The sequence below is a fragment of the Cupriavidus numazuensis genome (assembly GCF_905397435.1).
In the GTDB taxonomy this organism is placed as follows: domain Bacteria; phylum Pseudomonadota; class Gammaproteobacteria; order Burkholderiales; family Burkholderiaceae; genus Cupriavidus; species Cupriavidus numazuensis.
In genome coordinates this window covers 47,631-62,202 of the sequence record NZ_CAJPVI010000026.1, presented here as the reverse complement: position 1 = coordinate 62,202, position 14,572 = coordinate 47,631, and the positions used below count along the sequence as shown (strand labels likewise).

General features: G+C 65.5%; 13 protein-coding genes. 2 read left to right on the top strand and 11 right to left on the bottom strand.

The features are described from left to right. Positions 1-42 precede the first annotated feature (42 nt). From KHO41_RS20670 to KHO41_RS20620, 11 genes are all read right to left on the bottom strand, one after another. Positions 43-528, bottom strand: a complete 486-nt coding sequence (locus tag KHO41_RS20670) for a c-type cytochrome (RefSeq protein WP_211955155.1) — start codon at positions 526-528, stop codon at positions 43-45. Continuing rightward, the gene (locus tag KHO41_RS20665) at positions 525-1,010 is read right to left on the bottom strand and encodes a c-type cytochrome (protein ID WP_244873929.1); all 486 of its coding nucleotides are present in this window, start codon (positions 1,008-1,010) and stop codon (positions 525-527) included. Before KHO41_RS20665 ends, KHO41_RS20670 begins: the two co-directional genes overlap by 4 nt. Then, entirely contained in the window at positions 1,007-1,534 is a 528-nt protein-coding gene (locus KHO41_RS20660; protein ID WP_211955154.1) for a methylamine dehydrogenase light chain, read from the bottom strand. Before KHO41_RS20660 ends, KHO41_RS20665 begins: the two co-directional genes overlap by 4 nt. A 31-nt stretch (positions 1,535-1,565) precedes the next feature. Beyond that, a complete protein-coding gene (mauD, locus tag KHO41_RS20655; protein WP_211955153.1) occupies positions 1,566-2,180 on the bottom strand; it encodes a methylamine dehydrogenase accessory protein MauD in 615 nt (204 codons plus the stop codon). A gap of 1 nt (position 2,181) precedes the next feature. Further along, complete coding sequence (locus KHO41_RS20650; protein ID WP_211955152.1) at positions 2,182-2,730, bottom strand: MauE/DoxX family redox-associated membrane protein; 549 nt, start codon at positions 2,728-2,730, stop codon at positions 2,182-2,184. 7 nt (positions 2,731-2,737) lie between these two features. Beyond that, a complete protein-coding gene (locus KHO41_RS20645) occupies positions 2,738-3,898 on the bottom strand; it encodes an amine dehydrogenase large subunit (protein WP_211955151.1) in 1,161 nt (386 codons plus the stop codon). A 104-nt stretch (positions 3,899-4,002) separates the two neighbouring features. Beyond that, positions 4,003-4,977, bottom strand: a complete 975-nt coding sequence (locus KHO41_RS20640) for a WD40/YVTN/BNR-like repeat-containing protein (RefSeq protein ID WP_244873928.1) — start codon at positions 4,975-4,977, stop codon at positions 4,003-4,005. A gap of 10 nt (positions 4,978-4,987) precedes the next feature. Beyond that, positions 4,988-7,345, bottom strand: coding sequence for an efflux RND transporter permease subunit (locus tag KHO41_RS20635; protein WP_211955150.1), 2,358 nt, complete (start codon positions 7,343-7,345; stop codon positions 4,988-4,990). Between the two features lie 86 nt (positions 7,346-7,431). After that, on the bottom strand, positions 7,432-9,264 hold the full coding sequence (locus KHO41_RS20630; protein ID WP_244873927.1) for a DUF1302 domain-containing protein: 1,833 nt from the start codon (positions 9,262-9,264) through the stop codon (positions 7,432-7,434). A 130-nt stretch (positions 9,265-9,394) separates the two neighbouring features. Continuing rightward, on the bottom strand, positions 9,395-10,777 hold the full coding sequence (locus KHO41_RS20625; RefSeq protein WP_211955149.1) for a DUF1329 domain-containing protein: 1,383 nt from the start codon (positions 10,775-10,777) through the stop codon (positions 9,395-9,397). Positions 10,778-10,895: 118 nt separating this feature from the next. Then, positions 10,896-11,864, bottom strand: coding sequence for a helix-turn-helix domain-containing protein (locus KHO41_RS20620; protein ID WP_211955148.1), 969 nt, complete (start codon positions 11,862-11,864; stop codon positions 10,896-10,898). Between the two features lie 237 nt (positions 11,865-12,101). Between KHO41_RS20620 and KHO41_RS20615 the strand changes: the two genes are divergently transcribed. Together KHO41_RS20615 and KHO41_RS20610 are read left to right on the top strand one after the other, a co-directional pair. Continuing rightward, complete coding sequence (locus tag KHO41_RS20615; RefSeq protein WP_342344473.1) at positions 12,102-13,547, top strand: arylsulfatase; 1,446 nt, start codon at positions 12,102-12,104, stop codon at positions 13,545-13,547. Further along, complete coding sequence (locus KHO41_RS20610) at positions 13,544-14,491, top strand: formylglycine-generating enzyme family protein (RefSeq protein WP_244873926.1); 948 nt, start codon at positions 13,544-13,546, stop codon at positions 14,489-14,491. The genes KHO41_RS20615 and KHO41_RS20610 overlap by 4 nt, the downstream gene beginning before the upstream one ends. Positions 14,492-14,572 lie beyond the last annotated feature (81 nt).

Sequence of the window (14,572 nt, the reverse complement as noted above, 5' to 3'; positions counted from 1 at the left end):
GTATGCCGGTCATGCGATACTCCGTGCGCTCTCCAGCAAGGCTCAGTATCCGAACGGCAGCGGAATGCCTTGCCGGCGCAGCTCTTCAATGACGCCGTGGCGCACGGTCGCAACGTCCTGGAACGCCGGGCGGCGAACGCGGGCGACTTCAGCTTCCGTGTAGGGTACGAAGCCGGGCGACAATTCTTTCGCGTTGAAGCGCACGAGCATCATGTTGGTGACAGCCGCCAGTTCGCCGTCGGACAGCGCCGAGGTCGACGCCCCCGGCACGCGAACGATGAACTGTCGCCCTGCCTCGGAGCGGATGAACAGACCGAGCGCGCCTTTCAGCGGCGGAATCTTGCCCGGCACGCCATCTCCATTTGGCCCGTGGCAGCCCATGCAGTGCAGCACGTAGTTCCGGTGGGCATCGATGTCGTCGCCCGCCCGATCCTGCTGTGGCTGGCCCAGCGCAGGCAGGCTTGCCGTGCCAGCCAGCACAGCGCACACGGCGACGGCGGCGAGGCCAGCTGCGGCCGGCTTTTTCACAGCCCGGCTTCCCTGACCACGTCGGCACGCTGGCGCCGGACCTCAGCGGGCGTGAGGCTCTGCGCCCGGCCGGCCTTGACCTCGTCCGCAGTGAACGGCTGGCTGCCGCCAGCGGACGCCCCCGACAGGCCCGTGGCGATGTAGTTCAGCACATCGGCCAGCTCGGCGTCGGACAACGCGCGGAAGTTCGGCATATTGCCGTTGTACTGCTTGCCGCCATTTTCGATGGCGCCCACCATGCCATTCAGCACGACATGGGCGAGCAGCTTGCGTCCGGCCTCGGTGCTTGCATAGCGGCCCGGATACGTCGTCAGCGCGGGTGCGAGCCCGTCCTGCCCCTGCCCTGCCGCCTGGTGGCACACGGCGCAGTTGCTGGAGAACACGGCCTTGCCGGCCGACATGTCCTGCGCCATGGCGCCGGTCATGCCCAGCGCCAGCAACATGGCTGCAGTGGCGCGCGCGGTGAAAGTCATTCGCTTCATTGTTCCTGCACCCCCAGCAGCACCGACACCGAGCAGACATAGGTGGAAGGCTGGCTGGCCATGCACCAGTTGATATCGTTGTTGAGCGACATCTTGTACATCGGCCGCTCGCGTTCGTTGCGGTTGCACAGGCAGTGCCCGCAACTGGAGGTGCCGCAGCAGTCGTTGTACGACACGATGTAGTTGCGTCCGTCGTGCGGATTCAGACAGGTGCCGATCCACGTGATCGGCGAGGTCGAGGTGCCCGGCGGACAGCTGCTCGAACTGCCGCCGCAGCACGCGCACAGAAAGCCGTCGATGGCGCAGTGCTTCCAGTACTCGCAACTGGTTTCGTCGTCAATGCCGGCCGGCAGTTTTGCGACAGGCGCTGCGCCGGCCGCGTGCGCCAGGCGGTCCACCGGCAACAGCGGCACGGCGGCCGCGCCCACCAGCAGCTTGCCCATGCGCGCCAGCGCGCTGCGGCGGCCGTGGTGTTGCGCCACGGTGCGCGCCGACCGCTCGAACAGTCCGTCAATCCACTTCATTTCCCGACTCCTTATGCCTTCTTGTGCCTGCTTATGCTTGCGCCTGCTGCTCGTCACGGCGCGCGACGTATTCCTGGATCGAGGCCACCTTCAGTTCGTTGGCAACGAACAGGCTTTCCAGGTGTTCGCGGTTATTCACAAGCCCCTTCGAACGCACCGTGCCGTCGCTGTCGATCACGACGGCGTACGGCAGGCGGCCGATGTGATACGCCATGCCAAGTTCCTGCGACAGGATGTAGGGAAACGCGGACAGGCCAGCCTTGCGATAGAACGCTTCATGCTCGGCGCGCTGGCCGTCGCTGGCGAGCACGAAGCGGTAGTTCGCGCCTTCGTTCGCCTGCAGCGAAGGCAACAGCGCGAGCAGCTTCTTGCACACCGGGCAAGTTGGCGAGACGAAGAACAGGAAGGTGCTGCGCCCGTCGGCAGCGCGGCCGCCGATGCGGACTTCACGCTGGTACAGGTCGCGCAGGTCGAACGCGGGCGCCACGGCGCCAACGGCCGGCCCCTTGTCCACGACCAGCGCGCCAACCGGCATCATGCGTTCGTACAGCACGCCGATCTGGCGCACCATGGCCAGGCATACCACCCCGAGCACGACTACCACGAGCCAGAGCATGATTTGGGAAATCACCAGAGCATTCTGCATTTCAGGACCTCAGTTTCTGTACTGCGACGCCATTGGCCAGCAGCAAATCGATAGCGAAGAACACGCCGCCGGCAATCGCCAGACTGCCCGCGACAGTGAAGTAGTCGACCCAAACGACGCCACGCGCCGAGGGCTCGAACAGGCACGGCGACAGCAGCGCCGCCAGCAGCGCCGCGCGGCCCAGATGCCAGCCGGACAGCCGTGCCCGGGCGTCGCCCTTCTGGCCGAAGGCCCAGCAACCGCAGTCGATATCGCGATTGCCGCGCGCCAGGTTGATCGCCATCGCGGCGAAGAACACGGTCAGCAACGCAAGTCCCGTCGTGGCGGCGAGCTGTCGGGCCGCATCGACGGGAAGCGCCGCAGCTACCGCCAGCTCTAGCAGCGCAATCGCAAGGGCCAGCGGGCCGACCAGCATGGACGGTACGAGCCCGTACGAGCCGAGCGCCTGCTCGAAGCGTTCAAGATCGAGCAGCTTGGCGACTGCCGCGGCGCCGAACACGATGGCCACGGCGCCCTGGCTCGTTCGAAGGAAAACCGGATCGATTTCCATGGCGGCCTCAGAACGGGAACATCTGTACGATGGCCTTGCCGATCTTCGCGTCGGCGTGGACCAGTTGCCCGGTCATCGCGTCGAAGGCCTGCACGCCGTGATAGGTGCTGCCGAACACCAGCGGACGATCGCCTTCCGACACAGACAGCGTGAGCATCGGCAGCAGCTTCGCGCCGGTCAGCTTCCAGCGGGCGACGCGGGCATGGCTCGCCATGTCGAATACCCAGATCTCGGTCGCCGGCTCCTTGTGGCTACCCTCGCCGCCCTGGTGCATGGCGACGTAGAGCCGCCCCGCCTTCTCGCTGGCAGCGAACGGCTGCAGGCCGCCGGGGCGCCAGCCCTGTTTGGCGTCTTGCGGCGTGACGATCTGCCACGGCGCGTCGAAGCGCGCCGGGCTGACGCTGAAGTCGGCTGGCGTCACTTTGCCGCTGAATGTCAGGAAGAGATAACCGTCACCCCAGCGCGCAGCATGCGTGAAAACGGGATCGTTTTCGACGTCGATAAACGGTGCCGACTGTTCGCGCGTGGTTTCCTTGCCGTCCTTGTCGAGCGATACGATCAGCGCCTTGCCGCTCTGGCACAGCGACGCGAAGCGGTTCTTGCCGGCCGGATAGGTCAGGACGCACGCGGCCGTATCAACCTCGCCCGCCACCTTGCGGCCATTCAGGTCGACCACCGTGACCGACGTGGCCGGCGTGATGTTGGTGACGTAGGCAAAGCCGCCGTCGTCGGACACCGTCGTATTGAACAGCGACGGAACCTGCTGCGCGTGCTTGGACGGCAGCACCACTTCGCCGACCTTGCGGAACGACGCGTTGTCCGTAATCTCCAGCACATCGGTGCGCTCGCCCGTGGTGCCGCGCGAGAAATAGCTGGTGGCGACGTACGTGTAGCGATAGTCGCCGGACCGCGCGACGCCCGGCATGAAGCCCGCGCCCTTCTGGGCGATCAGCTTCTTCTTGTCGATGTCATAGACAACAACCCGCGTGTCGAGCGGATTGTCCATCTCGAGCGCATAGATGGCATGGTCGCCGCGCGGCGGCATGGGCCTGACGGTCAGCGTCTCCGGTTGCAGCGGCTCGGCGGCATGGGATGCCGTCATGCCCGCGTACAGCAGGACGCCCGCCAGCCAGTGGCACTTGCCGGTTCTTTGGATGGGGTGGCGCATGGTAGGAATGGGGGGGCTGAAGTGTGGGTCAACTATAGGGTCGCCTTCCGGGCCCGAATGGCCCGAAATGGCAAGCTGCATCCGCGCTTTGTTACATGGGTATGTCAGCGCGGCGCAAGCGGCCCATGCGCGGAAAAATCGACCAGCCTGCCGTCCGGCGCGGCAACGACTGCGGTCAGGTCGACGCGGTCCTTGCGTGGCGCAGGCACAAGGCCGCCTGCCGCCGAGCCGCGGATGGATGCGCCTTCGGTGCCCACCGCGGCCAGCCCGCCCGGCACCGCCACAAGATCCGTCAATGCGCTGTGCGTGCCGCTGCGCACGGGCACCCAGCTTTCGCCGCGGTCGCGGCTGCTGTACACGGTGCCGCGCATGCCCGCGACGACGAGCGTGCCGTCCGGCTGCGCCGCCCCGGCCCAGAGGCTGCCCTTGTAGCCGGTTTCGAGGTATCGCCACGACTTGCCCTGATCGGTCGAGCGCAGCACAAGTCCCTGCTCTGCCGCGATGAAGATCGCCCCGTCCGGTGCAGCGAACAGCCGAAACAGGTTGCGGTCGGCGTGTTGGCTGCCCGGTGCCGGCGGCAGGTCATGTTTGCGCCAGGTCTTGCCGCCGTCGGCCGTCTCCAGCAGCAGCGACCACAGCCCCACGGCAAAGCCGTGATCCGCGTCGCGGAACAGCACGGAGAACAGCGGCTGGTCCGCGCCGGGGTCCGATCGCTGCAGTTGCCACGTTTCGCCGCCGTCCGCCGTATGCAGGATCACACCGGCATGGCCGACGGCCCATCCGTGCTGGGCATCGGCGAAGCTCACGCCGGTCAGCAGCGCGCGCACCGGCACGCGCGCCGCCTGCCGGAAATGCTGGCCGTTGTCATCGGACAGCAGCACCACGCCGTGCTCGCCCACGGCCACGATGCGGTTGCCGGCGCGCGTGGCGCCGAGCATCATCGCGTGCGCGGCGGCGGGCGAGCGTACCGCCGGCATCAGTTGTGGTGGTGTGGCAGGCGCGCCATCGGCGTGCGCCGTGCTGCCCATGGCCGCGGCAAGCGCAAGCAGCGCCCCCGGAATCCAGTGTTTGCCTTGCATTGCTTGTTCCTCAGTGCGACATGAAGTTGGACACCCGCACCGCTCGGCGGCGGGGGAAGAGCTTGTCGAGCACCACGGCCAGCGCGGGTAGCGCCGTCATCGCCATCACGAGGTTGACGAGGAACATGAACGCCAGCAGCTTGCCCATGTCGGCCTGGAACTTGAGCGCCGAGAAGGCCCACGTGGACACGCCGATCGCCAGCGTGATCGCCGTGAAGATCGTGGCCATGCCGACTTCCAGCAGCGCATGCTCGACGGCCTGTGCCATCGGCTGCCCGGCCGCAAGATGCGCCTGGAGACGGTTGTAGATGTAGAACGCGTAATCCACGCCGATGCCGACCGCCAGCACCATGACCGGCAACGTGGCGACCGTCAGGCCGATATCGAGCACCTTCATGAACCAGTAGCCGATGAAGGTCGCCAGCGTGAGCGGCAGGCAGCAAGCGATCATCGCGCGCACGTCGCGGTACGCCAGCAGCACGAGCAGCAGGATGGTGGCGTAGACGTAGAGCATCATCGGCAGCTCGCTGTGCTCGACTTCATCGTCGATGGCCGCGAGCACGCCCGCGTTGCCGGAGGCCAGGCGGATCTTCACGTCCGGACGCGGATTGGCGGCACGGAACGCCTCGACCGCGTGAATCACGCCTGAAATGGTCCTCGCCTTGTGATCGGCCAGGAACAGGTGCACCGCCGTCATGCTGCAGTCCTTGCGCATGTAGCCGCGCAGCCGGCCGATTTCCGTGGCCAGCGCTGCGTAGTTGGCCGCGTCGAGCGGAATGGCCGACATCTTCGGGTTGCCTTCGTTGTAGCCCACGTTGTAGGTGCGCAGCAGCGTGGAGAACCCGCTGATCGAGACAATGCCCGGCACGTCGCGCATGGCCCACGCGAAATCGTCCTGGTAGGCGCCGACGGCGGCGTTATCACAGGACTGCGGCGGGGCCTCGAACACCACGGTCAGCCAGTCGAGGCCCATGTCGTAGTTCTCGGCAATCGACCGGGCATCGCGGTTGAAGCGGGCGTCCTGCCGCAACTCGGGCGCGCCGGGCGCCATCGTGCCGATCACGCGGTCGCGGCTTTCGTAGATCGCCAGGCCCAGCAGGCCCGCCGACAGCAGTGTTACCGCAACCGCGGTGCGCGGGCGGGCCACGCGTGCCAGTCCGCGCAGCCAGCGCGACCGGCGTTCGCGCATGGCCATGGCGCGCACGCCGTAGTCCTGCGGAATGCGGAAGCACGACGCCACCACGGGCAGCATGACGAGATTAGTCAGGATCTTGTAGCCCACGCCGATCGACGCGGTGATGGCCAGTTCGTGCACCATCGGAATCGGCACGATGACCAGCGTCACGAACGACACGAAGGCCGTGACGAGCGCCAGCGTCCCCGGCACCAGCAGCCCCGAGAAGCTGTTGCGCGCCGCCTGCATCGGGCTCCTGCCATGTGCGAGCTCGCGCACGATGAAGTTGATCTGCTGCACGCCGTGCGAGACGCCGATGGCGAACACCAGGAATGGCACAAGTACTGCGAGCGGGTCCAGTCCATAGCCGAGCAGCCGCAGCGTGCCGAACTGCCAGACCAGCGATGTCAGCGAGCACACGATCGGCAGCACCGTGAAGCGCAGCGAGTGGCAGTACCAGTACACCGCGAGCGCGGTCAGCAGCAGCGCCGCGGCGCAGAAAGCCAGCACGCTCGATGCGCCGTCGGCAATGTCGCCGATCTGCTTGGCGAAGCCGATGATCTGGATCTCGAAGTTTTCGTCCTCGAACTTTGCGCGGATCTGCTGTTCGAGCAGGCGGTTGTAGGCGACGTAGTCGAGCTTGTTGCCGTCGCGGTCGCGCTCTTCCAGTTCGGCGGTGATCATTGCGCTGTGCTGGTCGCGCGAGACTAGCGTGCCGACAAAGCCGCCGTCGCCAGTGGCCTTGCGGATGCGCGCGATCGCGGCATCGTCGAGCGCGGGCGGCGTGATATTGCCGTCGATCAAAGGTTCGGCGCGGAAGCCGTCCTCGGTGATCTCGTTGACATAGCTGTTCGGGGTCCACAACGACTGCACGCCGAGGCGGTCCACGTTCGGCAGGAACAGCACGGCCTGCGTGACGTCGTACAGGCGCGCCAGTGCCTCTCGCGTCCAGACGTCGCCCTTGCGCGGACGCACCACGACCGTAAGGCGGTTGGCGCCGAACAGGTCGTCGCGGTATTCGCGAAAGGTTTTGATGTATTCGTGGCCGAGCGGCATCTGCTTCTCGAACCCGGCTTCCATGCGAAGCTGCGCGGCAAAGAACGCCATTGCCGCGGTGAATATCCCGATTACCAGCAGCGTTGCCGCGCGGTGAGCGAACAGGATGTCTTCAAGACGTCGTACCAAGCCTTTCATGACCACATGCTTCCTTGTTGCGATGATGCGGAGAAGACGCGCCGGCCCGCAGGGCCGGCGCAAAAGTGGAAACGGCCGCCGCCGCGTCAGAAGTTCCGGGTGAGGAAGGCGCCGACGAAGTTGCGGTCACCAAGCGGCTGCGCCAGCGGGCTGCCGCCCCAGTACAGCGTGTAGTTGATGCCCGCCTGCCACTTCGCCGGGTTCTGGTTGAACAGCACGTACAGGTTGGCCGACTTGGCGCCCTGCATGTAGTTGCCCAGTGCGGTCGGCGTGTAGCCCATGAACGAGTACGAGAACGTCACGCCCGGCGTCACCTGCCAGCCCGGGATCAGCCTGCCGTCATACGTCCAGTTGAAATCGACCGTAGCGCCCATCGACAGCGAGGTGCCCTTCGCGGCGGAGATCGGATAGCCGAGCGACCCATTGGTTGATGAGTCCATCCACGGCTGCAGCGCCGTCGAAGGGGCCTGCATGACCTGAACGCCATTGACGGTGCGCACGTAGCGCGAATTGGCATTCACGCCCGGGAAGTAGATGCCGACCAGTTCGCCGGTAAACGCGGCAGTGTCGGCGCCTAGCAGCTTGAGCAGCCCGCCTGAATTGCTGGGCGTGAGCGCGAGCAGGCCGGTCAGGTGCATCTGGAAGCGTTTCTTGTCGATCCATTGCTGGCAGTCGACGCCGCTCACGCCATTGGTGATGAAGTCGAGCGGACCGTTGGGGCCATAGCAAGCGCTGAGCGCCACGGCATCATGGGGCCGGTACGACAGTTCCCAGCCCACGGCCCACTCCCCGACCGGAAAGTTCGCGCTGACACCGTACAGCTTGCGGTCCTCGAGGAATCGCGTCTGGATGGTGTCGTCCGCGCGCAGCGTCAGCGACGGCAGCTTGTCGTGGTAGTTCATCACGTAGGCGCCGAGGTCGAGCTGCGTACCTTCGGGCTTGAAGTGGAACGCCATGCCGTACTGGCCCGAGTTGCGGGCAAGCTGGTTGCCCGCGAGCGGAACGCCAAAGGTGTTGAACGGCGGCCCTGCGAACGCCCCCTGGTTGATCCCGGCCTGCGCGCGCTGGATCGCAGCCTGGTCGTGGGATCGCGCGATGGTGGTCGCGTCGGTACCGGAAAAGTTGGGGTTCTCGGTGCTGATGTTGTACGCTTCGCCGCCGCGCCCCATATTGTCGGTCAGCGAAAAGTACGAGCCGACCGGCGGCACGCGGCTGCCGTTCCACTGAAACTGGTAGTACGCCTCCATGTTGAAGCCGTGGCCAAGGCCGGTGGCAAAGCTCAGCATGGGCGCGGGCAGCACGGCTTCCTTGAGCTGCGTGCCGGGCACCAGCACTTTCTGGATATCCAGCGCATTGGTGGAGTTGATGCCGCCCAGCCCGAAGATGCTCTCGCCCCAGTTGATGACCTGGTTGCCCAGGCGCACGCGCGCGCTCTGGTCGCCGATGGAAAACCCCTTGCTGACCCACAGGTCGAGCAGGCGCCCGTCGCGCGCAACCTGGTTGAAGGCATCACGGTTCAGGTCCGAACGATCGGTGTGGCTGGCAGCAACGTCGTACAGCCACGTGCCGCGCGCCATGAACTTGATGTCCTCGGGAAAGTTCAGCAGCAGCTCGTGCGTGCCTTTCACATAGGCGGCAAACAGCTGGCCCTTGCGGTAGTTCAGGTCGCCGTTGTCCAGGTTGGCGAACTGCGCGGTATTGACCCCGCCCGCGCAGCCCGAGGTATTCGGGTCACCCACGCGCTGGCAGTCGATGCCGTGCGCGCGCATGGCCAGGCCTGTGGTGATCTGCGAATCGAAGGACCCGTAGACCGTTTCCCCCTTGATCTCGACCGCCTGCGCGCCTTGCGCATGAATGGCCAGATAGATGGCCGACAGCGCAAATGCGCGCACGGCGCACCGCATGCTTCTCCTCTTCATACCTCCCTCCCTTTTCTTGTTTTGGTCAAACCCGAGACGAGCGAATGCCGCACCGCGCAGCATCTGCGCATGCGGTTCGCTTCTTAAATGTGGAAACCGCCGGCGATGCCGGCGGTGATGGACTACGAGGTCAGCGTTCGCTGCGGGCGCGCAGGCTTTCCGGCGTGTAGTAGTCGAGGCGGAAGCGCGGTTCGTTCGAGTCCGTGATCCAGCGGATGTCCTTGCTGCCGCCGACCGTGACGCCGTCGGCAACGTAGCGTCCGGTGACCAGGTCGTACTGGACAAAGGTCTCCAGGTCGCAGGAGCCGGTCTCCCATACCGGCAGCGGGAAACCTTCGCGCAACTTCCACAGCTTGCCTTGCGCGTCGTAGTCTTCGGACACCAGTGCTAGCCAGCTGTCCTCGTCGAAGTAGAAGGTCTTCTTTGGCGCCGTATGGCGCGCGCCCGATTTCACCGTGGCCTCGACCATCCACACGCGGTGCAGCTCATAGCGGCGGCTCGCATTGCTGATGAACTGCGGCTCCAGCACATCACGCAGCTTGGCCGTGAAGTCGTAGATGCCAAACGCGTTGGCCGGCACGTACAGCTCCTTCTTGCCGACGAGCTTCCAGTCGAAGCGGTCGAGGTTGCCGATGAACATGAACGCCTGGTCGACCGTGTACTGGTTTTCCATGCCGATCTGCGGCGCGTCGTAGGCGTAGCTCGGCATGCGGCGCACGCGGCGCTGGCCGGGGAAGTAATACGAGACTTCCGGCGCAGTGGCGCCAAACGAGTTCAGGCCGACGGCCCCCTGACCAGCCAAAGCAGTCGGCGACTTGTACTGGAAGAAAATGGCCTGCAGCGTGTTCTTGACCTCGGCAGGCGTTGCTGCGCCCTTCTTCGCCCAGGGGAAGAACAGGGTCATCTCCTGATTCGCATCGACCCATTCGTCGCTGCCGGCGCGCGGCGAGAGCACGGTGTAGAAGCTCGGGAAGACAACGCCCATGCCGCGATAGCGGGTCTGGTAGTTCCACATCGCCTCGGCACCGGTCTTCGGATGCGGAAATGCCACGCCCGGCAGCACGGCGTTTTCAAGCGTTACGCCGTCGGCGGCCATCTTGGCCTCGGTGAGGTTGCGCTTGCTGTTGGCCTGCACCCAGTCCGGCGCGCCGCAGTTGCGGTGCGTCGGATAGACGTCCATGCGGTAGCCCTTGGTGGCCTTGATGAAGGCGACCTGTCCCGGGCTCAGCTTGTCGGCGTATTTGTCGACGTTGGCGGCATCGATCGAGTACAGCGGCTTCTCGCTCTTGTGCTGCCAGAAGGCGCCACGCGGCTTGTCCGGCGTCCAGCCCGCGGCGGGCGTGTCCTTGCCCTCCCACGCCGGAATTCGCGCATCCTTGCTGGCGGAGCGTTGCGCACCCGCCGGCGTGAGGTCGGCATCGGCATCGGCTGCCCATGCCACGGCATTGCCCACTACGAGGCTGGCCATCAATGAAATCAACGTCAGGCCGAGCCTGCCCTTGTGCTCCTGCATCGCATCCTCCGTGGCTTTGTTCTATGAGTTCTTGAACAAAGTCTAAGAGCGCGCCTGCGGGTGTCGTGTCGCACTTTGGCAGTGAGTCGTAACAAGTGCGGCGGTGGCGGGGACGCTCCTATGCGCCCGTGGCCCGCACCGTTTCGGACGGCAGGTAGCCAAACATGTAGCGGTACTCGATGGCGAACTTGCCCATATGGATGAAGCCCCAGCGCGCGGCCGCATCGCGGATCTTCATCCGCTCGGCGCTGGTCTGCAGCAGCAGCCGGCGTACCGACGACAAGCGCACCGCGCGCAGGTAGACATGCGGCGTCACGCCGGCCACTTCCAGGAATGCCGTTTGCAGCGTGCGACGGCTCACGCGCAGCAGCCGCGTCAGCTCGAGCACGCCCGTGGGCTCGTTCGGCGTGGCCAGCAGATGCTGGCGGCTGCGGTTGACGATATCGGTATAGGTGAGGCGCGTGACATCCTGCCGGCGCTGCGGCGGCTCGGCGTCGATCAGCAGGCAGAACAGCTGCTCGAGCAGGTCGTCGCGCAAGGCGTTGCGCGCCTGGTCGTAGGCCAGGGCCGACGGATTTCCCTGCGCGACGCTGACGCTGCTGCCGATGCCCTGTGCCGCACGCTGCAGCGCTGCCCGGCTGATCTCGATCAGGTGCTGATGCCTCCACGGCAAGCTGCGCGACCCGCCAAGGTAGTCGGCATAGATCTCGAACACGCTGTCGCACAGCACGATGCCGATGTGATCGCTCAGGCCGGTGGTCTGGGCCTGGAAGTCGCACCCGCCGGGGAGATGGCCGATCATGGCCGAGGCATCAAGTTGCCGCCCCTGCACCGTAGTGCTGCCGCTGAAAATCATCGGGATGGCGAAGGTTCGCCAGGCCCTGTCCACCGCCCCTTCCTGCAAGACCGGCACATTGAGCCGCTCGCGGTAGACGAGCGCGTCTTTGTCGAGCCGGAAGTGCTGGATCTGACCGTCGAAACGCCCCGGGCCCGTCTGGAGATACTGCTGGTTGAGCTGCGGGATACCGCGTGCCTGGCCCTCTGGGGTGTCGAACAGCGCCGAGGAGCAGTAGTCAGTCTGATACATGTGATTTGCACGCCTGGGGCCAGGGGTCAAAGCTGCGCCATCGCAGGACGCCCCGGGGCGCGCATTGTCGCGGCTCGATGCGGCCCTGACATATAGGGTCTAACGCTGAGCAGTCCTGGATGTCTTTTTCTTCGGACATGATGTAACAAGGCAATCGGAACATCCTGCCAATTCAGGATAGTGGGCGAGCGACCGGAGCACTAAGCTAACGCGCAAGACACAGATATCCCAGCCGCCATGACCGCCACACGAACCCTTCCCGCCAGACGGCTGACCAGACTCGCCGTCGCGGCGCTACTCGCCATGGGCGCGGTCGCTGCTGCGGCGCAGCCAGCGCAGCGGCCCAATGTCCTGCTGATCCTGGCGGACAACCTTGGCTACGGCGAACTGGGCGTCTATGGCGGTGGCCCCCTGCGTGGCGCGCCGACGCCCCGCATCGACAAGCTCGCCGGCGAAGGCACACGGCTCACCAATATGAACATGGAGCCCCAGTGCACGCCGAGCCGCTCCGGCATGCTGACCGGCCGCTACGCGATCCGCTCGGGTACCTATGCCGTGCCGCTGGGCGGCGTTGCCGAAGGGATGACGCAATGGGAAGTCACCATGGCCGAGTCGCTGGCGGAGGCCGGCTACGCCACGGCGCTCTATGGCAAATGGCATCTGGGCAGCCACGACGGCAGGCTGCCGAACGATCAGGGCTTCGACGAGTGGTATGGCATTCCGCGCACGACGTACGAGGCAATGTGGCCGGGGTCGCCGGGCTATTCGCCGGAGGTGACGCGGCCCGAATACATCATGGAAGGCCGCAAGGGTGAGAAGAGCCGCGAACTCAAGGTCTACGACATGGACCAGCGCCGCCAGATGGACGCCGAACTCACGCGCCGCACCGTCGATTTCATGGAGCGCCAGTCACACGCGGGCAAGCCCTTCTTTGCCTTCACCAGCCTCACGCAGCCGCACTTCCCCTCGGTGCCCAACGCAAAATGGGCGGGCAAGACCGGTAACGGCGACTGGGCAGACATGCTTGCCGAAATGGATGCCAACGTCGGCCAGATGCTCGACGCCGTGGATCGCCTCGGCCTGCGCTCCAACACCATTGTCATCTTCGCCAGCGACAACGGCGCCGAGCACCTGCGTCCGTGGGACGGCTGGTCCGGCCCCTGGCGCGGCGAGTACTTCAGCGCGTACGAAGGCGGCATCCGTGTCCCGTTCATGATCCGCTGGCCCGGCAAGATCCCGGCTGGCCGCGTCAGCAATGAACTGGTCCACGGCACAGATGTGTTCCCGACCATCGCGCACATGACCGGTGCCCGTGTTCCTGACGACCGGCCGATCGACGGCATGGACCAGTCCGCGTTCCTGGAAGGCAAGACCGACAAATCGCCGCGAGAGGGCATCCTGATCTGGGTGGACAACCGCCTGCAGGCCGTCAAATGGCATCAGTACAAGATGCATCTGTACAAGCAGGACGACATGGAGTCGCCACCGGCCAAGCTGCCGGTCCCGTATATCTTCGACCTGTACACCAATCCACGCGAAGACGAGCACAAGCGCGGCCCGAGCTGGGTGCTCAACCCCATGCTCAAGATGATCGGCGCGTTCGAGGCCAGCACGAAGACATACCCGCTGATCCCGATGGGCACGCCCGACCCATACCAGCCCCCGGTCGCAGCCAAGCCGTGAACGCGCAGGTCGACGCTGCAGCCCCGGCCGGCATGGTGTGGATTCCCGGCGGTGACTTCCGCATGGGATCGGACCACCACTACGCTGACGAGGGCCCCACGCACACGGTACGCGTCGACGGCTTCTGGATGTCGCGCACGGCAGTCACTAACGCCGAGTTCGCCCGCTTTGTCGCGCAGACCGGCTACGTGACCGTCGCCGAACGCCCGCTCGATCCCGCGCAATTCCCGGGCGCGATGCCTGAGTTGCTGGTGCCGGGCGCACTGGTCTTTGCCCAGCCCGCTGGCCGCGTAGATATCAGGCAGATCGGCTACTGGTGGTCATACGTGCCTGGTGCGCACTGGCGCCAGCCTCTCGGGCCATCCAGTTCGATTGACGGACTGCACGACCACCCCGTCGTCCAGATCGCATACGAGGACGCGCAAGCCTATGCCGGGTGGGCCGGGCTGCAACTGCCGACCGAAGCCGAATGGGAGTGTGCCGCGCGGGGCGGCCTGGACGGTGCCGCGTACGTCTGGGGAGAGGAACTGACGCCTGGCGGCCGACACATGGCCAATCTCTGGCAGGGAGAATTCCCGTGGCAGAACCTGTGTGCGGACGGTTATGCGCGCACCGCGCCCGCTATGGCCTTCGATCCCAATGGATATGGGCTGTTCCAGATGGCCGGCAACGTCTGGGAATGGACGGCGGACTGGTACGCCCGCCGCCACGCCGCCGAAGCTTCGGAAAAGCGATGCTGCATCCCGCGCAATCCGCGCGGCGCCCACATCGACGAAAGCTACGATCGAACCGACCCCACAAGCCATATTCCACGCAAGGTCATCAAGGGCGGTTCATACCTGTGCGCCCCCAACTACTGTCAGCGATATCGTCCCGCCGCACGACATCCGCAGGCCGTGGACTCGGCTACCTGTCATTTGGGATTCCGTTGTATCCAAAGATAGGTCGCCGGCTACGCCGACAGCCGCACTGTCCAGCGAATTACTTTAGCTGACAGCACCAGCAGCAGCACTGTTGCCACCGTG

Coding starts and splice junctions, on each gene's coding strand:
- KHO41_RS20665 (WP_244873929.1), bottom strand. CDS start 1,010: ATGAAGCGAATGACTTTCACCGCGCGCGCCACTGCAGCCATGTTGCTG.
- KHO41_RS20660 (WP_211955154.1), bottom strand. CDS start 1,534: ATGAAGTGGATTGACGGACTGTTCGAGCGGTCGGCGCGCACCGTGGCG.
- mauD (WP_211955153.1), bottom strand. CDS start 2,180: ATGCAGAATGCTCTGGTGATTTCCCAAATCATGCTCTGGCTCGTGGTA.
- KHO41_RS20650 (WP_211955152.1), bottom strand. CDS start 2,730: ATGGAAATCGATCCGGTTTTCCTTCGAACGAGCCAGGGCGCCGTGGCC.
- KHO41_RS20645 (WP_211955151.1), bottom strand. CDS start 3,898: ATGCGCCACCCCATCCAAAGAACCGGCAAGTGCCACTGGCTGGCGGGC.
- KHO41_RS20640 (WP_244873928.1), bottom strand. CDS start 4,977: ATGCAAGGCAAACACTGGATTCCGGGGGCGCTGCTTGCGCTTGCCGCG.
- KHO41_RS20635 (WP_211955150.1), bottom strand. CDS start 7,345: ATGAAAGGCTTGGTACGACGTCTTGAAGACATCCTGTTCGCTCACCGC.
- KHO41_RS20630 (WP_244873927.1), bottom strand. CDS start 9,264: ATGAAGAGGAGAAGCATGCGGTGCGCCGTGCGCGCATTTGCGCTGTCG.
- KHO41_RS20625 (WP_211955149.1), bottom strand. CDS start 10,777: ATGCAGGAGCACAAGGGCAGGCTCGGCCTGACGTTGATTTCATTGATG.
- KHO41_RS20620 (WP_211955148.1), bottom strand. CDS start 11,864: ATGTATCAGACTGACTACTGCTCCTCGGCGCTGTTCGACACCCCAGAG.
- KHO41_RS20615 (WP_342344473.1), top strand. CDS start 12,102: ATGACCGCCACACGAACCCTTCCCGCCAGACGGCTGACCAGACTCGCC.